This window comes from Pedobacter miscanthi (assembly GCF_032678605.1).
Taxonomy (GTDB): Bacteria; Bacteroidota; Bacteroidia; order Sphingobacteriales; family Sphingobacteriaceae; genus Pedobacter; species Pedobacter miscanthi_A.
In genome coordinates this window covers 179,042-204,196 of the sequence record NZ_JAVTSU010000004.1, presented here as the reverse complement: position 1 = coordinate 204,196, position 25,155 = coordinate 179,042, and the positions used below count along the sequence as shown (strand labels likewise).

At 37.2% G+C, this 25,155-nt stretch carries 25 protein-coding genes, 1 tRNA gene and 1 pseudogene; 15 read left to right on the top strand and 12 right to left on the bottom strand.

The features are described 5' to 3' along the window. Positions 1-44 precede the first annotated feature (44 nt). Positions 45-455 (top strand): organic hydroperoxide resistance protein, encoded by a 411-nt coding sequence (locus R2R28_RS08070; protein ID WP_316825173.1) that lies wholly within the window; start codon positions 45-47, stop codon positions 453-455. A gap of 334 nt (positions 456-789) precedes the next feature. Here R2R28_RS08070 and R2R28_RS08065 read toward each other — a convergent pair. The 7 genes and pseudogenes from R2R28_RS08065 to R2R28_RS08035 form a co-directional block, all read right to left on the bottom strand. Beyond that, positions 790-2,242, bottom strand: a pseudogene (locus R2R28_RS08065) (IS1182 family transposase). 193 nt (positions 2,243-2,435) lie between these two features. Next, on the bottom strand, positions 2,436-3,437 hold the full coding sequence (gene bioB / locus R2R28_RS08060) for a biotin synthase BioB (RefSeq protein ID WP_316825172.1): 1,002 nt from the start codon (positions 3,435-3,437) through the stop codon (positions 2,436-2,438). A gap of 103 nt (positions 3,438-3,540) precedes the next feature. Next, positions 3,541-4,890 carry a magnesium transporter gene (gene mgtE / locus R2R28_RS08055; RefSeq protein ID WP_316825171.1) on the bottom strand — a complete coding sequence of 450 codons (1,350 nt, stop codon included), beginning with the start codon at positions 4,888-4,890 and terminating at the stop codon, positions 3,541-3,543. A 90-nt stretch (positions 4,891-4,980) separates the two neighbouring features. Next, positions 4,981-5,268: a type II toxin-antitoxin system RelE/ParE family toxin gene (locus R2R28_RS08050; RefSeq protein WP_316825170.1), complete on the bottom strand. Its 288-nt coding sequence runs from the start codon at positions 5,266-5,268 to the stop codon at positions 4,981-4,983. Further along, on the bottom strand, positions 5,261-5,512 hold the full coding sequence (locus tag R2R28_RS08045; RefSeq protein ID WP_316825169.1) for a type II toxin-antitoxin system ParD family antitoxin: 252 nt from the start codon (positions 5,510-5,512) through the stop codon (positions 5,261-5,263). Before R2R28_RS08045 ends, R2R28_RS08050 begins: the two co-directional genes overlap by 8 nt. A 60-nt stretch (positions 5,513-5,572) precedes the next feature. Then, on the bottom strand, positions 5,573-6,694 hold the full coding sequence (gene corA / locus R2R28_RS08040; RefSeq protein WP_316825168.1) for a magnesium/cobalt transporter CorA: 1,122 nt from the start codon (positions 6,692-6,694) through the stop codon (positions 5,573-5,575). A gap of 3 nt (positions 6,695-6,697) precedes the next feature. Then, entirely contained in the window at positions 6,698-7,309 is a 612-nt protein-coding gene (locus R2R28_RS08035) for a WbqC family protein (RefSeq protein ID WP_316825167.1), read from the bottom strand. A 39-nt stretch (positions 7,310-7,348) separates the two neighbouring features. On the opposite strand from R2R28_RS08035, the gene R2R28_RS08030 reads away from it, so the two are divergent. Continuing rightward, complete coding sequence (locus tag R2R28_RS08030) at positions 7,349-8,221, top strand: lysophospholipid acyltransferase family protein (RefSeq protein WP_316825166.1); 873 nt, start codon at positions 7,349-7,351, stop codon at positions 8,219-8,221. Positions 8,222-8,226: 5 nt separating this feature from the next. Continuing rightward, a complete protein-coding gene (locus R2R28_RS08025) occupies positions 8,227-9,240 on the top strand; it encodes a glycosyltransferase family 2 protein (RefSeq protein WP_316825165.1) in 1,014 nt (337 codons plus the stop codon). A gap of 156 nt (positions 9,241-9,396) precedes the next feature. Here the strand turns inward: R2R28_RS08025 and aroQ are convergent, their stop codons facing one another. Beyond that, positions 9,397-9,813, bottom strand: a complete 417-nt coding sequence (gene aroQ, locus R2R28_RS08020) for a type II 3-dehydroquinate dehydratase (RefSeq protein ID WP_316825164.1) — start codon at positions 9,811-9,813, stop codon at positions 9,397-9,399. 61 nt (positions 9,814-9,874) lie between these two features. Here aroQ and xerD point away from each other — a divergent pair, with 61 nt between their 5' ends. Beyond that, a complete protein-coding gene (xerD, locus tag R2R28_RS08015) occupies positions 9,875-10,774 on the top strand; it encodes a site-specific tyrosine recombinase XerD (RefSeq protein ID WP_316825163.1) in 900 nt (299 codons plus the stop codon). Positions 10,775-10,903: 129 nt separating this feature from the next. Here the strand turns inward: xerD and prmC are convergent, their stop codons facing one another. After that, entirely contained in the window at positions 10,904-11,755 is an 852-nt protein-coding gene (gene prmC, locus R2R28_RS08010; RefSeq protein WP_316825162.1) for a peptide chain release factor N(5)-glutamine methyltransferase, read from the bottom strand. A gap of 81 nt (positions 11,756-11,836) precedes the next feature. On the opposite strand from prmC, the gene ribD reads away from it, so the two are divergent. The 4 genes from ribD to R2R28_RS07990 all read left to right on the top strand — a co-directional run bounded on the left by ribD (position 11,837) and on the right by R2R28_RS07990 (position 15,394). Continuing rightward, complete coding sequence (ribD, locus tag R2R28_RS08005) at positions 11,837-12,892, top strand: bifunctional diaminohydroxyphosphoribosylaminopyrimidine deaminase/5-amino-6-(5-phosphoribosylamino)uracil reductase RibD (RefSeq protein WP_316825161.1); 1,056 nt, start codon at positions 11,837-11,839, stop codon at positions 12,890-12,892. Further along, complete coding sequence (locus R2R28_RS08000) at positions 12,889-13,755, top strand: DMT family transporter (RefSeq protein WP_316825160.1); 867 nt, start codon at positions 12,889-12,891, stop codon at positions 13,753-13,755. The genes ribD and R2R28_RS08000 overlap by 4 nt, the downstream gene beginning before the upstream one ends. Next, positions 13,742-14,356 (top strand): YigZ family protein, encoded by a 615-nt coding sequence (locus R2R28_RS07995; RefSeq protein WP_316825159.1) that lies wholly within the window; start codon positions 13,742-13,744, stop codon positions 14,354-14,356. The genes R2R28_RS08000 and R2R28_RS07995 overlap by 14 nt, the downstream gene beginning before the upstream one ends. Positions 14,357-14,533: 177 nt before the next feature. Beyond that, positions 14,534-15,394 (top strand): nucleoside phosphorylase, encoded by an 861-nt coding sequence (locus R2R28_RS07990; RefSeq protein WP_316825158.1) that lies wholly within the window; start codon positions 14,534-14,536, stop codon positions 15,392-15,394. Positions 15,395-15,587: 193 nt separating this feature from the next. Here the strand turns inward: R2R28_RS07990 and R2R28_RS07985 are convergent, their stop codons facing one another. Next, positions 15,588-15,983, bottom strand: coding sequence for a DUF1398 domain-containing protein (locus R2R28_RS07985; protein WP_316825157.1), 396 nt, complete (start codon positions 15,981-15,983; stop codon positions 15,588-15,590). A gap of 2 nt (positions 15,984-15,985) precedes the next feature. Next, positions 15,986-17,035 (bottom strand): aldose epimerase family protein, encoded by a 1,050-nt coding sequence (locus R2R28_RS07980; protein WP_316825156.1) that lies wholly within the window; start codon positions 17,033-17,035, stop codon positions 15,986-15,988. A 76-nt stretch (positions 17,036-17,111) separates the two neighbouring features. Here R2R28_RS07980 and R2R28_RS07975 point away from each other — a divergent pair, with 76 nt between their 5' ends. The 4 genes from R2R28_RS07975 (at position 17,112) to R2R28_RS07960 (ending at position 21,154) form a co-directional block, all read left to right on the top strand. Next, entirely contained in the window at positions 17,112-18,263 is a 1,152-nt protein-coding gene (locus tag R2R28_RS07975) for a galactokinase (protein WP_316825155.1), read from the top strand. Between the two features lie 95 nt (positions 18,264-18,358). Beyond that, positions 18,359-18,889 (top strand): RNA methyltransferase, encoded by a 531-nt coding sequence (locus tag R2R28_RS07970; protein WP_316825154.1) that lies wholly within the window; start codon positions 18,359-18,361, stop codon positions 18,887-18,889. Positions 18,890-18,930: 41 nt separating this feature from the next. Next, positions 18,931-19,593 (top strand): YdeI/OmpD-associated family protein, encoded by a 663-nt coding sequence (locus R2R28_RS07965; RefSeq protein WP_316825153.1) that lies wholly within the window; start codon positions 18,931-18,933, stop codon positions 19,591-19,593. A gap of 235 nt (positions 19,594-19,828) precedes the next feature. Beyond that, on the top strand, positions 19,829-21,154 hold the full coding sequence (locus R2R28_RS07960) for an OmpA family protein (protein WP_316825152.1): 1,326 nt from the start codon (positions 19,829-19,831) through the stop codon (positions 21,152-21,154). 178 nt (positions 21,155-21,332) lie between these two features. Here the strand turns inward: R2R28_RS07960 and R2R28_RS07955 are convergent, their stop codons facing one another. Beyond that, positions 21,333-22,631, bottom strand: coding sequence for a DEAD/DEAH box helicase (locus tag R2R28_RS07955; RefSeq protein ID WP_316825151.1), 1,299 nt, complete (start codon positions 22,629-22,631; stop codon positions 21,333-21,335). Between the two features lie 325 nt (positions 22,632-22,956). Between R2R28_RS07955 and R2R28_RS07950 the strand changes: the two genes are divergently transcribed. From R2R28_RS07950 to R2R28_RS07940, 3 genes are all read left to right on the top strand, one after another. After that, positions 22,957-23,118: a hypothetical protein gene (locus R2R28_RS07950; RefSeq protein WP_316825150.1), complete on the top strand. Its 162-nt coding sequence runs from the start codon at positions 22,957-22,959 to the stop codon at positions 23,116-23,118. Positions 23,119-23,124: 6 nt separating this feature from the next. Continuing rightward, positions 23,125-23,195, top strand: a tRNA-Met gene (locus R2R28_RS07945). Between the two features lie 922 nt (positions 23,196-24,117). Then, a complete protein-coding gene (locus R2R28_RS07940) occupies positions 24,118-25,143 on the top strand; it encodes an LD-carboxypeptidase (RefSeq protein ID WP_316825149.1) in 1,026 nt (341 codons plus the stop codon). Positions 25,144-25,155: the final 12 nt, after the last annotated feature.

Here is a 25,155-nt window from a genome sequence, read left to right as displayed (position 1 = left end):
AAAGACAAGTATAATTTGTTAAACTAATCAAGTAAAAAATAATTATGGAAAAGCTATATACAGCTGAAGTTACAGCTACTGGAGGAAGAGACGGACACATCAAATCAAGTGATGGAATTTTAGATTTCGATTTGAGAAAACCAAAGGAATTAGGCGGTCAGGGCGGGGCAACCAACCCCGAAGAACTATTTGCCGCAGCATGGGGACCATGTTATTTAGGTGCATTAGGTTCGGTTGCAGAACGCGAAGGCGTAGATATTAGCGAAGCAAATGTTAAAGTATTGGTTTCCTTTAATAAGGATGGAAATTCATTTGTACTTTCGGCAGATCTTGATGTGCATATTCCGGGAATACCTCATGAAGAAGCACAGGCGTTGGCCGATAAAGCACATAGGGCTTGCCCATACTCGAAAGCCACAAAAGGAAATATTGAGGTAAGGGTAACAGCCGTTTAAGGTGCAGATTATATGTTGCGATCTTTGATTGAAGTCAGGCGTTACCTGTAACTATCTGATAGAAAGGTAAGATTGCACTCAACTTTGTGTCAGATGGCACTATCTGACACCACAACAATAAAAAAAGGTCCCGGTTTAAGGAGGGCACTGAAAAAGTGGACTTAAAATAGTCTCCAGCAAAAAAAGCGGTTGAACGGTTATAAGCTATTCAACCGCTTTCTTTTTTCTGCGTTATTTCACATTTACTTTTAGGCGGCGTTCTGATTTGTTTTGTTGGATTTAATAGCCGTTTACAAACTCCTGAAGGATTTTCTTGGGGGTGAGATTACCAAACCTAGAATTTGAGTATTCTTTTTAGATTTACTACGAATATGGCAAGGGCGCCTTGCATTTTCATGCTTTCCATGCCATAGGAATCTGCCCTGTCATATCCATGAACATTCTTCAATTCGCTATTTTTCGCCTCTATTTTGTACCTGTGTCTCGACTTTTCCCTGAAGTAATCGCTCTGCTGAAATACTTCCTGTTCTATGTGTTCATTTGCTTTTATTGCAACCGAATAGGTTTTGCTTTTGGCTTCTGGCTTGTAACATCCATCTCTTAGCGGACATCTCTTGCATTTTTCAACATCAAAATAATAAACCATTGCCTGGTTGTACCTATTTATCTTTTTACCCTGAACTCTTTTGTACATGGCCAGGTGACCTGCTGGACATACAAACATATCCGCATCTTTGTTGTAATCAAACTTTTCTTCCTCTTTTCTGGCCCCATGGGTGATTGCCGGATTCATCCTGGCAACTATTCTTATTTTATTTCCATCCGGATCTTTTAGCTTTAGGTTTCCCTTACCGGAATAAGCGGCATCACCAATGATAGTGTCCACCTCCATTCCAGTTGACTGGGTCTGGTTCAACAGTTTTGGCAGTTCAGGACCATCTCCCTTCTCTGCCGAGGTAACGATAGCAGCAGTAATGATACGTTCCTCTGTCATTGCCAGATGGGTTTTGTAACCAAAAAAACTGCTGTCAGCTGTTTTGTGTCCCTCCCTCGCATCAATATCCCTGGATAGGATATAGTTCTCCTGAGTATCCTCTACAGTCTCTTTCAAAAGATTGAGTTTCTCTTTTACAGCTGGCATTTCGCTTAATGTCTGATCAGACTCGATAAGTTTTTTGCAATTCCTTGCAGTATTTAATTTCCTTTAGGATATCGTTTGAATCGTTTTTCTCCGGCATTTGACTCCTGAAATCATCATCCATCAGATACACTGCCTTGCGCAGCAACTTTGAACGTTGCCTAAGTACCTCAAGAGCTGAATATGGGTTGGATCTGGAAAGTGAGTGCGTCGCGTCAACAATGATAGATTTGGATTTGATAATACCTTTTTCAAGAGCCAATGAAACGGTTTTACCAATAAGTAAATTGAGCAGGTCCATATCCTTCAGCCTAAGCTTTCGGAACTTGGTCAGTGAACTGGGATTGATCACATCCTCTTCAGGGGACATCTCCAAAAAGTATTTAAAAGACATATCATACCGGGAACGCTCAACAACATCAACATCCGAAACGGTAAATATCGTTTTCAAAAGCAGATATTTGAACATACGCACAGGGCTCTCTGCCGCACGCCCATTGTCCTGACAATATTTATCCAAAAGCTCGTTATATATAAAACTAAAATCTATAAGCTCGTTAATCTTGCGCAGCAGATTCTCCTTAGGGACAATTAGATCGTAGAGCCTGGAAAATTCGCTAAACTGGATTTTTTGTTGTTGAAAAAGCATTTTAAAAGCCGTTCTGGTACACCTTTAAAATACAAAAAAAAGAGCAGAAATCGTAATTTCTACTCCTTTTTTCTGACCAAATCTTGAAGGGACTTTTTCAGTGCCCTCGTTTAAGCCGGGACCTTTTTTTTATACTATTAATCCCTCTGTGTCAGTTGGAAACAACTGATGCCAAAGACATTGACATAATAAATTAAACTGCTTCTTCGGCAATTCTTGTGTTTGCCGGACGGCCATTTTTAAAGGCATCTCGGGTTTTTAAACCCAATAGTTCAAACATAGCCATATCATCTACAAAAGCAGGATTTGGTGTCGTTAATAATTTATCACCTGCAAAAATAGAACTGGCACCAGCCATAAAACAGAAGGCCTGCTCTAAAGTGCTCATTTCATTTCTACCTGCAGATAAACGTACTACCGAATTTGGCATTACAATACGTGCAGTTGCAATCATCCTTACCATATCCCAGATTGGTACGCGGGGCTGATTTTCTAACGGTGTACCTTTTACCGGAACCAAAGCATTTACCGGAACCGATTCAGGGTGTTTTTCCATGTTCGATAAAGTTTGTAACATCGAAACACGGTCTTCCACAGTTTCACCTAAACCGATAATACCACCACTACATACCGTTAATTTGGCTTTACGCACATTTTTGATGGTATTTAAACGATCATCGTAAGTCCTGGTAGAGATAATACGTTTATAATCATCTTCAGACGTATCGATGTTGTGGTTATAAGCATATAAACCCGCATCAGCTAAACGTTGCGCCTGGTTTTCGGTAAGCATACCCAAAGTGCAGCAAACTTCCATATCCATATCGTTTACGGCTTTAACCATCTCGATCACACGGTCGAAATCGCGGTTATCGCGTACTTCGCGCCAGGCTGCGCCCATACATAAACGTGATGCACCACCCTCTTTAGCTTTAACAGCAGCGCTAACTACCTGGCCAACCTGCATTAATGGCTGTACTTCTAACTCGGTGTGGTAACGGGCTGCCTGTGGGCAATATGAACAATCTTCGGCACAGCCACCTGTTTTAATCGAGATTAACGAACTTACCTGAACTTCATTATAATCTTTATTCTCTCTGTGGATGCTTGCAGCTTCGTAAACCAGATCCAAAAATGGCCTGTTATAAATTTCGTATATTTCTTCTTTTGTCCAATCGTGTCTTGTTGTTTGCATGTGGATCAGATTTTACAGATTTAATTTGATGTAATCTTAGTTAGTTAACAGGCACTCAATTCAGTTTTCAGGCAGCAGGTGCCAAAAACAATTAAATCCTGATTTATAATAAAAGTTTACTGGCCAATCCTAAAATTAACAGGAAACCAAAAACGTCGGTAAAAGTAGTAATAATTATAGAGGATGCAATGGCAGGGTCGATACCTACCCTTTTTAAAATAAGTGGAATCCCGGCACCAGTTATGCCTGCGATAACCAGATTACCCGTCATAGCCAGGAAGATAACCAAGCCAAGCATTGGATTTCCATCAAAAAAGAAAGCAAAAATAAATACAATTAATCCGTTCGCTGCTCCATTTATTAAACCTACGGTAAACTCTTTTAAAACGGTTCTATATGCTTGTTTATCCGTTAAATCGTAAAGTGAAATACGCCTAACCGTTACCGCAAGGGCCTGTGTGGCTGCATTTCCGCCCATTCCCGCAATAATGGTCATGTAAGCCGCTAAAGAAGGAATCAGTTTGATGGTTGGATCGAAATAGCGTACAACTGAAGATGCTAAAAAAGCAGTTCCAAGGTTAATAATTAACCATGGCAAGCGCGATTTTACCGCTTCTACCCAATTACCGCTTAATTCTTCATCTTCTGATACCCCTGAAATTTTCAGGATATCTTCAGTACTTTCGGCCTCCATTACATCAATTACGTCATCAAAGGTTACCCTGCCAAGTAATTTCTGGTGCTCATCTATTACGGGGATGCTGGTTAAATTATATTGCGAAATCAGGTTGGCCACTTCTTCCTGGTCGGTATCAGGATGCACATAAACGGCATCAATTTTAACCAGTTCTGTTATTTTGGCATTGTGTTTTGCCTTGATAATATCTTTTAATGAAACAATGCCTTTAAAAATTTCCTCGTCATCCACCACGTAAATGGTATAAAACTCTTCCATTTCTTCACTTTGACGGATAATCTCCTCAATTGCATCTTTTTTAGTCAGGTTAATGTTTACACAGATCAACTCCGTATTCATCAAACCACCAGCTGTTTTTTCGTCGTAAGTTAAAAGGTTCCTGATTTCTGAAGCGTGGTCTTCTGTAAGGTCTTCTAAAATCTCCTTTTGCTCATGATCTTCCAACTGGGAGATGATATCTGTCGCATCATCATAATCCAGTTCTTCAACAATTTCGGTACGTTTATCAGGATGGAGTTCAAATAGTAAATCTTCGGGATGTGACTCTTCATCCATTTCCGAAATAATCTCGGAGGCTATTTCTGCCGGAAGCAGGTTGATAATATGCCGTTGCTCGGATTTATCCAAACGTTCAAAAAGAATTGCGATTTCTGAGGCATGGTATTCCTCTAAAACTACCTTTAAAGTTTCATCGCCAGCTAAAATTGCATTTTTAACCTTGAGTACGTCGCTTTTATCTATTTCGAATGACTGCATCTATAACTTAACCAAAACGCCCTAAAGCTACTAATATTAAAAATTGATTTTTAATGCTACTTATTTACAGCATAATTAAAGTTCTGACATTTAAGCACTTAAATCCATCTTAGCATGCAAAATCCTAGCGATTTGGATTTCTCCATTGTCAGTTATCAGATAGAAAATTATATGTTCACCGGCTTTGAATCCTAAAACATTTTGGTTTGTCTCCTTATAATTTCTACCCATTTCAGGTTTCTTTGCAATCCGGGTACAAAATCCAATTAGTAACTTATAATATTTGTCTGCCTGACTTTCAGACCAAACATCATAAGTGTAATCCCAAATTTCACTTAAATCTTCCAGCGCTTTGTTACTAAGAGAGAACCTAGCCATTTTTCCTCTTTTTGGCTTTCAACATTTCAAGATGTTTTTTCGGATCAAAATCCTTCACCATTCCACTATCAAGTCCTACCTGAAGCGCTTCTCTTAAAATTTTGATCTTATTTTCTTCATCTTCCAATAATCTTAACCCTGCGCGAATAACTTCACTAGCATTTTTAAATCTTCCTTCAGAAATTCTTTCATCAACAAAATTTTCAAAATGATCTCCTAAAGCCATAGATGTATTTCGTCCCATTGTTTTAACATTAAAATATTACTAAAGTTACCCAAAAATGGTACATTTTAAAAATAAAGTTTATTTAAACCAACCTTTGCGCCAAAAATAAATCACCTGCACCACCGCAATTATCCCCATCACAATCCAGGTGTATAAATAGCCATGTGCCGCATACAGCTCTGGCATATTATCTTTTAAGATTTTTCCGGTTACAGGGTCTTCTCTACTAAAATTCATCCCGTAAATTCCGGCAATAAAGGTTAAAGGGATAAAAATCGATGAAATAATGGTTAAAACCTTCATAATTTCGTTCATCCGGTTACTGATTATCGATAAATTCATATCAATATTGGCAGAAGCAATCTCTTTTAACGATTCTATAAAATCTATGATCTGGATACAATGATCATAAGCATCTTTCATATAGGTTTTGGTCAGATCGGAAATTAAAGGGCTATCTGTGCGAATGATATCATTTAACTTATCCCTTTCCGGCCAGGCTACTTTCCTGATCATAATCAACGATCTTTTAATCGCCTGCGTATCGTACATAATCCTTTTATCGGGATGATCGTACAACCGGTCTTCAATGGCATCCAACTCCTCACCCCAAAAATTTAAGAGGGTAAAATAATTATCCACAATCACATCCATAATGGCGTACATTAAATAACTGCTGCCACCAATACGGATGTTACCCTTTCCTATTTCCAAACGTTTCCTAACCGGCTCAAAGCAATCGGCATAAGTTTCCTGAAAGGTAATGAGTGTGCGTTCTGATAAAATAAATGAAATCTGGTCATTGCAGAGCACATTATCCTCGCCTAAATACAGGTGCCTGCTTACCGAAAAAATATATTTATCGTTGTCGTATTCGTCTAATTTAGGTCGTTGATAAGAACTGGTAATATCTTCGAGCACCAACCTGCTGATATCCAGTTTCGAATACAGTGTTTCGAATATATTCGGATCTGCCAAACCTTTAATATCAAACCAGTAATAAAAATCCTTGTTCTCAATCAGTTTATCAATATTGTTGATATTCTCCAGTTCTTCTTTTTTATAACTTTTATCATTATAAGTGTGAAGTACAATGAGCGGTTTTAAAGCTTCTTCATCAATGGCATATAAACCCGGACTAGTGCCAGGCTCGGGCACTTTATAATGCTTATGGCGATGACGTGGTTTGTTTTTTCCCATATCTTACAAATATAGCCGGGCTTGCGGGCCCTGGTTAAATAACAGATCAACGATACTTAAGTTGGGTAAAAATTGATGTTTATCTTCAAAAACCTGATAATATGGCTTATTGTTTACAATATCATCCTGTTTTTTAGGGTTCATAACAGAGCGAAAATCCAGCGCTGGTACGATATCATCAAAATACTCAGGAGTTACCTCAAGGGTTTTATTCAGTTTGAGTTTTTTATTTAGCCACTCCATCAGTTCCAGGTTGTAATCAAACAAAAATTCGAATTTATGGGTATAAAAACGGGAAAGTTCATCTTCGTAAAATTCGAAATAAGCAGAACTCCGGTAACAACTTTCTAAGCTTAGCCAATGTAAACGCTGCCAGTTAAAATCGTAGCTAATCCGTACATCCTTCATTTTCGTATGTGTTTTAGCGCCCTTAACCACAGGAACAGTAATATCCAGTTTGCCGTTTGGCGAATAAATACTGGCCCTGTTGCGATAGGTTTGCTTGGCTAAATGTTCATGTTTTTCAATTAAAAAATCTCCTTCCAGCTTTTGTAATAAACTAAAATAACCAACTGGCGGAAGATAAAATAATGGAAGTATAGCTGTATTCTGCATTTGAAAATTTATGTTTGTAGCTGAAACGTTTTAAAAATAATGATTAAAAGAGGGATTGCGCACGTTGGCGTATTTTTTTTATACCTGTTATCGCTGCTCCCCCTACCTTTGCTGTTTTTTTTTGCAAGATTACTATATTATCTGCTTTATTACGTAATAGGCTATCGAAAAAAAGTTGTCAGACAGAATTTAACCCACTCCTTTCCCGAAAAATCTGCTGCAGAAATTAAGGCCATAGAGAAAAAATTTTTCTTATACCTGGCAGAACTGATTTTTGAAATCATCAAAATGACCAGTATTTCAAAGGCTGAAACCTTAAAAAGGGTAAAATTTAGCGGATTGGAGCAATTGGAAGTTCATTTTAAAAACGGCGAAAGCGTACTTGCCTGCACAGGCCACTATGGCAACTGGGAATTAGGCACTTTGGCCTTAGGACTTAATATTTCTGCTAAAACAATGGTAATTTTTAAACCAATTTCAAATAAAGTTTTTGGAAAGTGGTTTGATTATGCGAGAACAAAATATGGCAATATTTTCATCGCCATGCGCCAAACCCTCCGTGGTATGGCAGCATATAAAAATGAACCCACACTTTTGTGTTTTGCTAGTGACCAATCGCCTACCAGAGAAGAAACTAAATATTTTGTAGATTTCCTGCATCAGCCTACCGCTGCATTATTGGGCGTAGAAAAAATTGCAAAATCTACCAAAAGGCCGATATACTATTTTAAGGTTAAAGTAGTTAAAAAGGGCTACTACCACATTGAAGTATTGCCCATGTGCCTTGATCCTGAAAAAATGCCCGAATTCGGGATTACCGATCTGCATTTTAAATTTTTAGAAAATATTATAAAAGAACAGCCTCAATATTGGCTTTGGAGCCACAAACGCTGGAAATTTAAACCCGAATAAAAAGAATGAACCCATCAGTAGCCGTTGTAATTTTAAACTGGAATGGAAAAGCATATTTAAAGCAGTTTTTACCCGGAATTTTGCTTTCTGAATACGATAATCTGCAGATTATTGTAGGCGATAATGCCTCAACCGATGACTCAGTTTCATTTTTACAGGAAAATTTCCCAACTGTTAAAATTATCCAGAATGACCGGAATTATGGTTTTGCCGGAGGTTACAATAAAGTTTTAGAGCGTGTAGAGGCAGATTATTTTATTTTGCTCAATTCAGATGTTGAGGTCATCCCTAACTGGATCAAACCTGTTATCGATCTGATGGAAAGTGATGTACGGATTGCAGCAGCGCAGCCAAAAATTAAATGGCAATTGAATAAAAATCAGTTCGAATACGCCGGTGCTGCCGGAGGCTATCTGGACATTTACGCTTTTCCTTTCTGCCGTGGCAGGCTTTTTAATGTTTATGAGTTCGATAATGGCCAGTATAATGAGCAAAAAGAGGTATTTTGGGCTAGCGGGGCAGCATTTTTCATCAAAAGCAAATGCTGGATTGAAGCTGGCGGATTAGATGCTGATCTTTTTGCCCATATGGAAGAAATAGACCTTTGCTGGCGTTTAAAAAACCTGAATTATAAGATTATGTATTGTCCTGAAGCCGAAGTATACCACGTTGGAGGGGGAACCTTACAAACCGAAAATCCATTTAAAACCTATCTCAATTTCAGGAATAACCTCATCATCATGCAGAAAAACCTTCCTGCAGGTGACGCCGTTTTCAGGATCACGATCCGCATGTTTATTGATTTTATTGCGTGGTGGCACTTTTTACTTACCGGGAAGCCAAAATTTACAATGGCCGTAAGTAAAGGGCACTGGCACTTTCTTAAATCATTATCAAAAACCAATAAAAAACGTAAGGCGGTTCAAAAAGCTTATACCCAGCATACTGGTGTGTATAACAAAAGTGTTGTTTGGGCATTTTTCATTAAGAAAATCAAATATTTTTCAAAATTGGGGTAAATAATATGATTTTCGGGCTGTCAGATGCGACCATCTGACAGTTATAATCCGTTGATTGGCAATCCACATTACCTGAGTACCCACAGATGTTACCATCTGATAGAGATACTAATGGAATAGATCAGACTAAACAAGCCTTTTATACTTCGCAAGAAATTAAACCAACAAACTTTCGATGGCTAAACGATAACCTTTCATCCCGAACCCCGTTAATACACCCTGACAATTTTTACCAGTTAACGAAACATGACGATAATCTTCGCGCGCATATATATTTGATATATGTACCTCAACCACTGGCGTTTTAATGGCTGCAATGGCATCTGCAATGGCAACAGAAGTATGTGTATAACCACCGGCATTAAGCACCACACCATCATAGCTGAAACCTACTTCATGCAATTTATTAATAATTTCGCCTTCTACATTACTTTGGAAGTATTCAATTCCTATTTCCGGGTAAACCGATTTTAATTCCTTAATATAATCTTCAATGCTTGTATTTCCATAGATAGATGGCTCACGAACGCCCAGTAGATTTAAATTTGGGCCGTTAATAATTTGTATTTTCATGTTAGGTTGTAACGTTAAATGTTGTAACGTTGCAATGTTATAAAAAATCTCATATAAAAGCATGCTTTGGCCATCATATATTAAAGGATTTAAGTCGTATTTAAAGCTGGAACGCTCATTATCTGGCAATTCAGTAGAGGCTTACCTCAGTGATATCCATAGGCTGATCCAATATTTTCAATCTTTAAATGAGGAACCTAAACTGAGCGACATTACCCTGAGCGATTTAAAAGCCTTCATTTCATGGCTAAACGAATTGGGTGTGCTTGCCAGTACGCAGGCAAGGGTAATATCAGGCTTGAAAGCTTTTTTCTCTTATTTAATGTTGGAAGATATAATTACCAACGATCCCTCAGCATTAATCGAAGCGCCGAAACTGAGCAGAAAATTACCAGACACCTTAAACATTTACGAAATTAATGACCTGATTGCTGCCATAGATGCTTCAAAACCTGAAGGAATGCGAAATAAAGCTATTATAGAGGTACTATATGGTTGTGGCTTACGCGTTACCGAATTAACTGAACTCAGGATTTCAAGCCTCTTCCCTCAGATCGAATTTATAAAGGTAATCGGCAAAGGCAATAAAGAACGCCTGGTGCCTATTGGCAGTACCGCATTAAAACTACTTGATATTTACATTAATGAGGTTCGTGTACATGCAAACATTAAAAAAGGCAATGAAGACTTTATCTTCTTAAACCGGTTTGGTGCTAAACTTTCCCGTATTTCTATTTTCAACCTCATTAAAAGTCTCGCGGTAGCTACCGGACTAAAGAAAACCATTAGTCCGCATACCTTAAGGCACTCTTTTGCTACGCATTTAATTGAGGGTGGTGCCGATTTACGCGCCGTACAGGAAATGCTGGGCCACTCAAGTATTACCACCACAGAAATTTATACGCATATCGACAGAGATTATTTAAGAGAGGTGATTACGCAGTTTCATCCGAGGGCATAGTAAAAAGAGTTGTCATCGCAATTGACGACTCTTTTTTATAAATCAGTTAGTCGTAATTAATAGGTAGTTCCTAATTATAGTCGCTATTGATCATTGAAATTGAATTTGGTCATTTGATCATAATATCTATCAAACCTCCGCCCTCACCATCCTGTCCTTCCCTTGCATGTCTTTTCTTAATTCAATGTTAGTAAATCCTTTATCACTTAACATATCAACTGTTTCTTTACCTAAATATTCATTAATCTCAAAGAAAAGCTGTCCATTAGGTTTTAGGTTGCTTAGGGCAAAATCTGCTATTGCTTTATAAAAAATCAATGGATTTTCATCACTAACAAATAAAGCTAAATGAGGTTCATGCTGAAGCACATTATCATGCATCTCCATTTTTTCTAAATCTCTGATGTAGGGTGGATTACTTACGATCATATCAAATTTCTCTTTAGATTGATAGGTCAAGATATCTGCTTCCATAAAATTGATTTCGACACTTATTTGCGAGGCATTTTGCTTGGCTACCGCAATGGCTTTGCCCGAAATATCTAAAGTAGATACATCAGCGTTTGGCAAATGTTTTTTAAGTGTGATGGGTATACATCCGGAGCCAGTTCCGATATCTAATATCTTATATTCGCCAACTGGTAACTGTGAACTGCAAACTGAGATCATCCATTCTACCAGTTCTTCGGTTTCGGGCCTGGGGATAAGCACATTTTCGTTGACTTTAAAAACCAGACCATAAAAATGGGCCTCTTCTAAAATATGCTGAATGGGTTTTCCGATCTGTAAATCGTTAAGAATACTCAAAAGCTTTTGCAGGTTGACGAAACTTATTTCCTCATCTTTTTGAATCATCAATTTACCTGAAGATAAAGCCAAAACCTGCTCAGCCGCCAACCTAAATAATGCCTTCGCCTCATCACCTTCATACAAAGGCAATAGTTCAAGTTTGTAATGCTCTTCGAGCGCTCCTATATTCATGTAATGCAAAATTACTTAATTGCGATGATAACAAATCTGTTTTGATAAGTCCATGATTCTTTTTTTACTACTTTTGCGCTAATGAGCGATGAATTTTATATAAAACGCTGTCTGGAGTTAGCCGCTTTGGGAATTGGAAACGTAAGCCCCAACCCCATGGTAGGCTGCGTAATTGTACTAAACAACAAAATTGTAGGCGAAGGCTATCATCAGGAATATGGCAAAGCACACGCTGAGCCGAATGCGGTTAAAGCAGTATTTGATCGTTATGGTGAAGAAGCTGAAAACCTGTTAAAACAGGCTACAGCTTATGTGAATTTAGAGCCCTGTGCGCATTTTGGCAAAACACCACCCTGTGCTGATCTCTTTGTAAAACACCAGATCAAAAAAGTGGTGATTGGTAATAGGGATCCTTTTTCAGGAGTTGATGGCAAAGGCATCGAGAAACTTAAAAATGCCGGCATTGAAGTAGTAAGTGGCATTCTAGATGATGAATGTCGCTATTTTAACCGACGTTTTTTCACTAGAATACAACAACAAAGACCATTCATCATTTTGAAATGGGCAGAAACCGCCAACGGTTATTTTGCAACAAAAGATGGCCATCAGAAATGGATTAGCGGTGCGTTGGCTAAACGCCTGGCCCACCAATGGCGGGCAGAAGAAGATGCGATATTGATTGGTAAACAAACTGCCATAATGGATAATCCGCATTTAACAGTTAGGGAATGGACAGGAAAAAACCCTATCCGTTTGGTGATTGATAAAAATCTTCAGGTTCCGCAATCCAATCATATTTTCAATGCAGCTGCTAAAACCATCATTTTTAATGAGGTTAAAACTGATGTTGCAGATAATATCCATTACATTCAAATGGAAGATATGCATTTCTATCTGGCACAAAAAATTGCTTTCCAGTTGTATTTGATGGATATTCAATCGGTTATTATTGAGGGTGGCGCAAACATATTAAATCAATTTTTATCTGCTAATCTTTGGGATGAAGCACGTATCTTCACCTCATCAAACAGCTGGGCGGATGGCGCTCCTTCACCTACCATAAATGGAAGTCTGAAGGAAGAAATCCAGATTGAATACGATAAACTCTCTATCTATATAAACGACATAAATAAATGATTTACATTATTTTAAGCATTTGCTGTAGTGTTACAGTTGCTATTTTATTAAAACTCGCCAAACGGTATCAAATCAGTATTATCCAGGCCGTTACCGTTAACTATTTTGCTGCATTAACCTTATGCTTTCTTTTCTTTAAACCTGATGTAAAACTGGTTACCCATAGTGCGCCATGGCCTATCTACATCGCTCTTGCAATACTATTACCATCTATATTTTTGTTTCTTGCAGCATCGGTAAAAAACCTGGGTATTGTTAAAACTGATATCGCACAACGTTTATCCCTATTTATTCCGATACTGGCCGCTTACTTTATTTTCAAAGAAGACTTTAACAACTATAAAATCACCGGACTACTCATAGGATTTGTAGCCATCATTCTAACTTTTTTACGCAAATCGGATCAGAAAGATAACAAGGGAAATTTACTTTATCCGGTAATGGTTTTTATTGGTTTTGGCGTAATCGACGTGCTTTTCAAACAAATTGCGCTTTACAAAGAATTACCTTATACGACCTCTCTTTTCACTGTTTTCTGCCTTTCATTCATTGTATCGTTATTAATTGTGATCGCGATGGTCATTTCGGGCAAAATAAAACTACAATTGGTAAACGTAGCTTGTGGATTGATTTTAGGTTTCTTCAATTTCGGGAACATCCTTTTTTACATGAAAGCACATAAAGCACTGGCAGAGAACCCATCAACAGTTTTTGCTGCCATGAACTTAGGCGTTATCATTGTTGGAACTTTAATTGGTGTAATTGCTTTTAAAGAAAAATTAAGCAAACTCAATTATGCAGGGATAGTTTTAGCCGTTGCTGCCGTTATCTTCATTACATTATCACAAAATGCTGTTCGATGATTCATATAAAACTATCGAAAGTGCCTCAGAAGGTATATTTCGTGATAAAGGAAGCAAATTTATCGCCTATGCTTACCCCATTCGCAGCGAAGAAGAGGTAAAACCAATTATCACCAACCTGCGTGCAATGCATACAAAGGCGAATCATTTTTGTTATGCATACCGTTTAACACCAAACCGATCGGTTTTTAGGGTGAACGATGATGGCGAGCCATCTGGCACTGCCGGCAGGCCGATATTGAACTGTTTACTATCAGAAGATATTACGAATATATTAATTGTAGTGGTACGTTATTTTGGCGGCACATTACTTGGTGTTCCAGGTTTAATTAACGCCTATAAAAGCGCTGCTATTGAAGCCATCAAAGCCTCAAAAATTGTTAACAAAACAGTTAATGATATTTATGAAGCTTATTTCGAATATTTACAGATGAATGATGTAATGAAATTGAGCAAAGAGGAAAACTTACAGATTTTGGCTCAACAGTTTGATACCAATTGCGTTTTAAAATTTGAAGTAAGAAAAACACAACTCAATCAGGTTTTGAGTAAATTTGAAAAAATTGAAGGTGTTACATTAAAATATTTGCAAACTGTGTAATAACCACAGATTGGCAGAACGGCCACAGATAAATTGATCTGCGTTGATCAGCGAAATCTGAAGGAACAAATAAAATATATAAAGGGACTAAAACATAATTAGTACCACAGACAAGAAGGATAAACACAGATAAATTTGTTTGTATCATCCAAATCTGCGGGCAAAACGAAACCAAATATGAAAATCTCCGAAAGCGACTTAATTATCAATCCTGATGGCAGTATATACCACTTAAATCTTTTACCGGAAGACGTTGCAGACACCGTAATTACCGTTGGAGATCCTGATCGTGTTGGCGAGGTAAGTAAACATTTCGATAAAGTAGAGTTTAAAAAAGGTAAACGCGAATTTATTACCCACACGGGGTATGTAGGCAAAAAACGCGTAACTGTACTTTCTACTGGCATTGGAACAGATAATATTGATATTGTTTTTAATGAGCTGGATGCACTCGTTAATATTGATTTCGAAACCCGCGAAATTAAAAAAGAGCTTACTTCACTAAACATTATCCGTGTTGGCACATCAGGAGCCGTTCAGCCAGATATCCCAATGGGTACCATTCTGGCTTCTTCCCATGGTTTAGGCATGGATGCCTTAATGAATTATTACCTTCAACAATTATCTGGAGATGAGCAACTTTTAATGGATGATATCAAAGTCCATTTTGGCCACTTAAAAAATATTAACCCCTATTTAACCGCAGCAAATGAAACCCTGCTAAATACCATTGGTAAAGATATGGTGCACGGCATCACGGTTACTGCGCCAGGGTTTTATGCCCCGCAAGGTAGAATAGTCAGGGCAAAAAATGCCGTTCCTGATTTTATTGGATTAATCAATAGTTTCCAGAGCAATCAATACCGTATTACCAATTTAGAAATGGAAACTGCAGGGATTTATGCTTTGGCTAAAGTTTTGGGGCATAAAGCACTTTCTGTAAATGCTATTTTGGCCAGTCGTGTAAAGTTTGAATTTAGCAATGAGCCTGACAAAATTGTAGAAAAAGCTATTAAAACGGTACTGGAAAGGATTTAATTAAGGCCGATCATCATCGATAATCCCCGGTTGCACTAAGATGTTTCGGATGGTTAAATAAACCATTAACATGTTATAAAACACTAAAATTAACATCTGACTTCACTAAAAACTAAGACTGTTGTATTGTGTTTTGGCTAAATGACGATTGCAGCGTAATAAAAAAGGCCCGAAATTTCGGGCCTCCACATTTTTATACTGTTCGTATCTTTTCTTTTACCAGTTCATTTCCTCCTGCATCAAGGTAAGTACAGGTCATTTCTTCCAGATCGGTTATCCATTTTTCCACTCCGGCATCTGCAGCTTGTTTACAAAACGTAAAATAGTCTGTTTCGCCTTGCTGGTGTATTTTTAAAGCATGCTCCAATTTTCCCGCAGAAGATTCTTCATTAATAGTCAAAGTCGGATACTCATCGGGACTCACTTGCTGGGCATTGTCTTCATCATCAAAATAGATCGACAAGCCGTTGCTTACATACACATCATTCCGCTTAACACCCAATTCCTTAATTTCTTTTATAAACTGCGGGAAATCTGCACCAGTTTTAATTTTAGATTCTGCTGCCTGGATGTTTTCGATCGTGAACATAATTATTTGTTTAATGAAACTTTGTAAATGGTTGTTTGCGTATACAAATCTTCAGGTCTTAAAATTGTACTCGGAAATTCAGGAATATTTACGGCATTGGGGTGATGCTGTGTTTCCACGCAAAAAGCACCGTAATTGCCATAATCCTTTCCGCCTTTACCATTTTTCACATCCAGATATTTTGAAGTATAAAGATGCGCCACCGGTTCTGTTGTATATACGCTTAAAACTAAACCGCTTTCTTCTTCGATTGTTTTAGTTGCCAATGATAAATCGCCATAGATTTTATCCAGAACGTAGGTTTGGTCGTACCCTTCTTCTTCATCCCAATCCTGCCCTATTGCTTTAGATTTGGTAAAATCCATATTTGTACCCGCTACAGGGATTAATTTGCCTGTTACCGAATAATTACTATCCTGTTCAAGGTAATTCGAAGCAAAAATCTGCTGTTTATGATTTTTAATATTTCCACCACCTGGTGCAAGGTTAAAATAACCATGATGCGTTAAATTAATTGCAGTAGCCTGATCAGTTTCCGCTTCGTAACTTAAAATCAACTCATCATTTTCAGTAAGCTCAAAAGTAAGATCGATGATCAGGTTGCCAGGAAAATTTTCTTCTCCATCCACACTTTCATATTGTAAGGTAACCAAAGATTGTGTCCCTTCTCCTATTTCTACGATATCCCAAACTTTTCTATCAAAACCTTCTATTCCCCCATGTAAAGTATCAGTACCTGCGTTTTGTGCCAATTGATAATTTTCTCCATCAATAGTAAACTGACCGTTTTTAATGCGGTTAGCATAACGACCAACCACAGCACCCAAATAAGGATAATTGACTAAATAAGCTGGATTAAGGTATTCATCAAAAGTATCAAAGCCTAACACAATATCCTGCATCTCGCCTTTGGCATTTTTAACGATGAATTTGTTAATGATTGCACCATAATTAAATATTTTAACATAAGTGCCTTTACTATTGGTTAGTTCGACTGCGATAACTTCTTCGCCATCAATAATTTTTCCGGTAGGTATTTGCTGAACGCTCATAAATTGTAACTTAGGGCTTTTGTTTCCTAAACAAACATACTATTATTAATGCTTTTAATAAATATATTTTAGCCAAATGAACATTAACCTTGAGGAAAAATTTGCAGAGCAATACCATAAAAAAGCCGATGCCGTCTATTTTACCCCCGGCCGTGTTAACCTCATAGGCGAACATATTGATTATAATGGCGGTTTAGTAATGCCTTGCGCCATCACCCTGGGAACCTGGCTGGCCATTGCTCCTAATCATGACAATAAATTTAGATTTAAAAGCCTTAATTTCGATATCGAGACAACAATTGAAAGCGATATTTCGCATGAAAAAGATGGCAGTAACTGGGCAAATTACCCTATAGGCATCATCAATGAATTTATCAAAGACGGCAAAGAAATTACCGGAATGGATTTCCTGTTTTATGGAAATATCCCTATCGGATCAGGACTCTCCTCATCAGCATCAATTGAAATAGCTACTGCTTATGCCCTGAATAGTTATTTTAACCTGGGTTACGATAAACTGGAACTGGTTAAAACTGCAAAACGGGTTGAAAATGAGTTTATCGGTCTGAATTCGGGTATTATGGATCAGTTTGCTGTTGCTTTTGGCGAAAAAGACAAAGCGATTGTGTTAGATTGTGAAACCTTAAAATATAAAATGGTCGATGTTGACCTGGGCAATTATGTTTTGGCCATTATCAATACCAACAAACCCCGCGAACTGGCAGATTCTAAATACAACGAACGTGTAGCCGAATGCCAAACCGCTTTAAAATTATTGAACGAAGAAATCACCCTACATTACCTTTGCGAACTTAATGCAGAGAAATTTGCCCTGCACAGTCATTTAATTACTGACGAAACCATATTAAACCGGGCTACACATGTGGTTAAAGAGAACGATCGTGTTCATTTAGCAGCAAAGGCCTTAAACAGTGCTAACCTCGAAGAATTTGGCCGGTTGATGTACGCCTCGCACCAATCTTTAAAAACCTTGTACGAAGTAAGTGGAAAAGAACTGGATGCCGTTGTAGATTTTTGTATGGGTTATGAGCATATAATAGGTGCCCGGATGACGGGTGCAGGATTTGGAGGATGTGCAATTGCTTTATTAGAAAAAGGCTTTGAAGAAGATTTTGCTAAACATTTAACAGATTATTACGTAGATAAAATAGGTTACCCTGCTGCCATTTACATTAGCGAAATTGGCGGTGGACCAACCAAATTATAAATGTTATTATTAAACACAGACGAGCATTGATAAATACAGTTCAGAAATTATATCCAATAGGTGTAATCCAGCCATCTGTGTAATCAATTAAAATAATGAGAAAATTAAAATTAGACGAGTTAAACCGTCCGGATATTGAAGAGTTTAAAGCACAGGAAAAATTGCCTGTTGTAGTGGTTTTGGATAATGTGCGCAGTATGCACAACGTAGGCTCAATATTCCGTACTGCTGATGGATTTGCCTTAGAAAAAGTTGTGCTTTGTGGCATTACCGCTCAGCCCCCCCATCGTGAAATTGAAAAAACAGCATTAGGTGCCACACAATCTGTTGATTGGATTCATTATACCGATACGTTACAGGCTGTTGATGCACTAAGGGAATTAGGCTACGAAATTGTTGCCATAGAACAGGCAGAAAACAGTACCATGTTAAACACCTTTAAACCTGATTCCAATAAAAAATATGCACTCATATTCGGAAACGAGGTTGATGGAGTGAGTGATGAAGTAATGGCTAAAATTGACGAATGCATAGAAATTCCGCAATTTGGGACGAAACATTCATTCAATATTGTAATTTCTGCAGGTATCGTATTTTGGGATTTCTTTGCTAAATTGAGGTTGTAGTATCGTCATTTCGGCATGGAGCTAAACTTCTAACTTAAGAAATGGAAAATTCATTCTTAAAAAAACTTCAGGTAAAACCTGGCTATACGGTTAAGGTTATTGATGCGCCGGAACACGCGGCAGCTATATTTGGCGATATTCCATCGAATATTGTTTTAAAGTATGACGAAGAAACTAATTTCAACGCACTCATCACTTTTACTGTAAATAAAGAGCAACTGCACGGGCAAATCAAAAACAACCTTAAAAACATCGATGCAAAAACCATTTTCTGGATATTATATCCAAAAAAATCATCAAAAATAAAATCAGACCTCGACTTGATGAAAAGTTGGGATGAACTGAACATTTTTGGTTTAACTCCATGTGCATCAGCCGCAGTTAACGAAACCTGGACAGCACTTCGGTTAAAACTTATTTCGGAGGTGAAACCATCCGGAATGAGAAACTATCATATTAAAACCAACCAATATGGTGAATACATCGATCCGGTAAATAAAACGATTAAACTTCCTGAAGATTTAAAAGTAGTTCTGGAGGCTGATCCTGGAGCTTTAGCATATTTTAATCAACTCGCCTATAGCCATAGAAAAGAGTATGTACTTTGGGTTTTATCCGCAAAACAGGAAAAAACCAGAGTGAGCAGAATTGAAAAATCTTTAACACTACTACTCACCAATAAGAAAAATCCGTCAGAGAAGTAGAATTTAAACTACCCAAAAACAGCTCCCAAACTTAATTTGTATAGAATACTATACAAAAATTCCTATAATCTCTAGTACTAAGTAACTTTTTTGTGAAATAATTTTACCTAGCTAATCTTCTGATAATATGCTATTTGTGTTAAAAAATGGTATTTGGCAAGATTTTTTCTTAGCCAATGCAAAACAGTACGATATAAAAACTGTTAAGACACTAATATTTAAAAAATATAAGAACATGAATACGAGAATTACAAAATCAACAATGTTGGTTGCATTATTAGGTTTATCATCACAATTATTTGCGCAGGAAACACCAACGACTACGAGTACTACAGGACGTTTTTCTCCTAAAGAATTTCGTACCTGGAGTGTAGGTGTGCACGGAGGTTTGTTAACACCACGAACTATCTTTGGTAATTCAAACCATCAATTCGAAACCCCGGTTGAGCACATCGGTTACGGAGGTTATGTTAAAAAACAAATTTTACCTCAGTTAGGGATCCAGGCTGACTTTTTAGCTGGTAAAGTTGAAGAGTTAAGAGTATCAAATGGTGCTGGTGGTTTTATTGCAAACACAGGTTATAAAACCAACATCCAGTGGTCTGGTGCATTATCAGCCGTTTGGAATGTAGCGAACATCAACATCAACAATGAAAATGCAGTACTTATCCCTTACTTAAAGGCAGGTGCAGGTTACATGTCATCAGGTGCAACTACTACACCGGCTAATACGCAAGATGCAGGTTATTACAGAGAAGGATGGTTTGTACCAGTTGGTGCAGGTGTAAAATTAGGTGTTGCAAAAGGAATCAATGTAGATTTAGGTTACGATGTGAACTTTGTTAAATCTGCTAAATTTGACGGTGTTAACACTGGTACAAACGATAGATTTGCTTATGCACACGCAGGTTTAGAATTTGCTTTGGGTAGCAAAGATAAACCTCAGTTACAAAACTACAGCTCATTGGCTAACTTACGTCAACAAAGCGCTGAAGAAAGTTCTGAGTTAAGAAGAGCATTATCTACTGCTGAGCAAAATGCACAACGTGATAGAGAGCAATATGCTAAAGACCTTGGCGACGATGATAATGATGGTGTAGCAAACAAATTTGATAAATGTCCTGGAACTGCTTCGGGTACAGTTGTTGATGGTTCTGGTTGCCCAATTAAAGTTCAACGTGAAGTAATTAAAGAAACAAGAGTAATTACTGAAGAAGATCGTAAAGTGGTTAAAGATGCGATTTCTAACTTAGAATTCGATTTAGGAAAATCAACTATCCGTTCTAAATCATTCGCTACTTTAAACCGTGTTGCTGGTTTATTGGTTGAGAAAAACTTTAGCTTAAAATTAGCTGGTCACACTGATAATACTGGTGGTAGAGAGTTAAACTTACGTTTATCTAAAGACAGAGCTGAATCAGTAAAAGCTTACTTAGTATCACAAGGTGCAAATGCATCAAGAGTTGAAGCTACAGGTTACGGACCTGACCAACCAATTGCTACAAACAAAACTGCAGCTGGTCGTCAACAAAACCGTCGTGTAGAGTTTACTTTATATTAGTCGTAAATAACGATTAATAAAAAAGCTCCTCAGGTTAATTTCTGGGGAGCTTTTTTATTAATTTCAGTCTGTGAGGACACAGGATGTGGAGTTCGTATCGTTACCCTGAGTTCATTTCAGGTTCTAATTTATATATAATAGATGCTGAAGCAAGTTCAGAAGAACGATCAGATTTTGATTAAGACAATCCTTTTTTATTTTTATAAGTCATTTTGGCTTTTGTACCGGCGCTATAATTGTAATTTTTTAGGTTACTGGCTTTCTTTTCATGAAAAGCTGCACCACGTTCGGTGTCTTCCTCCTCTTCAGCACCTTTCTTTTTCTTCGGCTTAGCAGCAGCATCCACTACCTTTAAATCTTCCGGCAATTCCATCACCTCCAGTTTCTGTCCAATCGCTTGTTCAATTTTCTTCACTTCTATCAATTCGATATCGGTAGAAAAAGTAATGGCGACTACATCCTCATCACCATGTTTCACAATCCGCTGAATTAAAGTTTCTTTCTGCTCCGGTAATTCTAAATGTAAAATAAAAGGAATACCTTCAATATTTAGTTCTCCTAAATTCTCATTGGCAACAATTAAAACCCTTGCATCCGGATTGTCTTTAAAGTCTTCAATATCATCATAGCCTTTATCGTCGAAAAACAAGGAACGGTAAATACTGATTTCTCCTTCTTTACTATGATTAAAATTTTTGTAAACCGTTTGTGCAGTTAACCTGGTATTTACAAAAACCACTACTTTATCAAAAACTTCCGTGTCATTTAATAATAAGGTAAGCAGGTTTAGCTTTGTTCTAAAATTTGGCACCTGATATAACATTTGCTGGTAAACCTCTGCCTGCTTTTCGCCGATTTCATCTACCTCAATGGTTGTGGCAGAATCTTTCATAAAAGGCGAAATCATCAGGTTTAATTTTTCATGCATAACTTCGGTAAACACCACATGTTGTGATTTATAAGCGCTATTGGCCAATTCTACCACAGGTAGCTGCAAGCCTTTTTTAACAATCAGCTCTGCATTATCTACAATAAACAACTGGATTTTATTGGTATTTAAGGCTAATTTTAAATATAAAGCACGGGCGCGATCGGGCACTGCAACAATAATATCGCAACCATCGGTAATTTCATTCATTTGCGTATCAACGGCGCCACGGCTATCGATTCCCAATATTCTGAAAGTGCTGTTGCGGTTAAGTAATTTAAATTGTTCCAACACGTAATCTACATGTTCGGCATCAGGCACTAAAATTAAAGCTCTTGGCGCTTCCTCAAAGGCATACTTCAATTTCATTAAAGTAGCTAAAACATAAGTTGTTGTTTTTCCCGAACCCTCTGGCCCCACCGCTATAACATCTTGTCCACCTAAAATACGCGACATTGTTTTCGCCTGGATTTCCTTTGGAGTTAAAAATCCGGCATCAGTCATCGCCGCTACAAGTGGTTTGCTAAGTTTTAATTTATCTAAAGACACAATTACTATTTTAATGATTGAAGTGCAAATATCCTTAAAATAATTAGCTTTTCTGAAATTGAATTTAAAGCTCCTGAATAGAAGACCGCAAATTGAAAAGGAATTTAAATATTACGATGGATTATTTACCGCAAAAAGTATGATAATTCTGTTATTTAAGCACCCACAATGCAATTACAATAAAAAATAATCGACTGAAAATGAATAAATTACAATTTTAATAAAAATAAATACTACTAAATCTATAGATATTATATACTTATTTCTATATTTGCTCAACGTTAATCATAAAGAAAAACAATGTCGAACAATTAAACGCTAAATTATGTCAATCTATTTTCAATATCCCACTATAGATGAATATCAGGCCCTTACCTATCCTTTAAAACCGGAGAAAGAAAAGCAGGATTATTTAAAAGATGAAGATAGCTTAAATAAAGAACAGATTTTAGAGTTGAGGGATTATTTGGCATTAAAGCAATTATAAAAACATGGCCAGTTGACCGATTGGAAGGTAAGGGTTTCATAAACTTTTTACAATGGTTCGAATCCATTACTAGGCCGCAAAGTGTATCTCATAGCACTTTACCTGATTCTGCTCAATCAGGTAAGATTTGGTTATCTTATATTTGTTTTGTTGTTAGCAAAGGCTATCCGCGAGGGATAGCCTTTAACTTTTAATCTATAAACAGTTTACTTCCGTCTCCATCACATCCTGTTTTTAAATATTTAGAAGCGCAGTTTCAGTGCTTATGGTAAAGGTTTGTTCCTGCTGTACACTGCAATCTTTTTAGACAGTTTTCTAAAATAAAATATAACGGTACCAAAAAGTATTTCCGTTTCCATCAGGGCTATTTAGCAGATACAGTGATTTAAAATATAATTATCTCATAAATGTTATTTTATGGCGACCAATTTATCCTTGAGAGATAGCCCTTAATTTTATATAGTTACTATCATTCTAGGAATTATTTTTTTTTTATAAAAATCAATATCAGTAACAGATTTTTATCGGCAAATGGTGGGCTGCATGAGGTCGTCATTGCGAGAAAGGCTTTTTCAGCCGACGAAGCAATCTTTCTAGCAAAAATCGCTAGCAGGAAAGATTGCTTCGTCGTTCCTCCTCGCAATGACGATCCATCTATTGGAATCTGTCAATAATGGCAAAGCAAAGGATCTCTATTAACAAAATTACCTTTTTCAAACATTGAACAATCAAATAATTAAGAAACTACCAGACAAGAAATTTTTCTGCATGTAACTGACAGATTCCTCTATGCGTTCAAAACAACAAAAACATTTTTTTCTAAAATCTCAAAACATTTTATTTCAAACGTGGTTATTTATATAATTCACATTATACTAATCTTTTACAGATTAATTTGTTTGGTTTAAAAAAGGGATTTATGGATATAAATCCCTTTTCTTTTATGCCAGTATTTTAAATCTTATATTCGCTACATCAACATTACACCCCTGTTTTTAGATGAACCGAAAATATTTTCTTTCTTCATTTGTTGCCGCAGCAACTGTACTACCTGTTTTTAAAACGCTGGCCGATACGGTAGAAAACGAAAGTTCATCATTTAAAATCCCTCCCTACTTAAAACCAGGCGATACCATTGGAATAACAAGTCCGGCGGGCTATATTACATTAGAACAGATTCAACCTTCTATTTTACAGATGCAAAGCTGGGGGTTTTCCATAAAAACTGGAGATACCATCGGCAAACGCGATTTTACCTACGGCGGAACGGATGAAGAAAGATTAACGGACCTTCAAAAGATGCTTGATGACCCCAATATAAAAGCGATCATGTGTGCCCGTGGTGGTTATGGCCTTGTGCGGCTTATCGATCAGCTTGATTTCTCTTCTTTCAAAAAAAAACCAAAGTGGATTATCGGTTTTAGCGACATTACCGTTTTACACTGCCATTTGGCTAAAAATTATGGTATTGCCTCTATCCATTCTAAAATGTGCAATAGTTTTCCTGATGATTGGAACAAAGCAGAACCTATACATATTGAAACCATCCTCTCGATAAAAAATGCTTTAATTGGAGAACAAATGGGGTACACCGCTCCTGCTAACCTAAATAACCGACAAGGGAAAACTGATGGTGTTTTGGTTGGTGGAAACCTGAGCATTATTGAAACACTGGCAGGAAGTGATTCTGATTTAAACACAAAAGACAAAATACTTTTTATAGAAGATACGGGCGAATACCTTTATAGTATAGACAGGATGTTATGGAACTTAAAGCGCAGTGGCAAACTAAAAAACTTAAAAGGTTTAATTATTGGCGGTTTTAAAGTAAAACCTGATGATGCCGGCGAAGAATTTGGCAAAACCATTTATGAAATTGTTTTAGAAAAAGTAAGGGAATATCACTATCCGATTGCTTTTGATTTCCCTGTGGGGCACCAACGAAATAATTTTGCTTTAAAATGTGGTGTAAACCATACCTTAACGGTAAAAGAAACCATTTCGGTATTACAAACTATAGCTTAAATTATAAGAAGC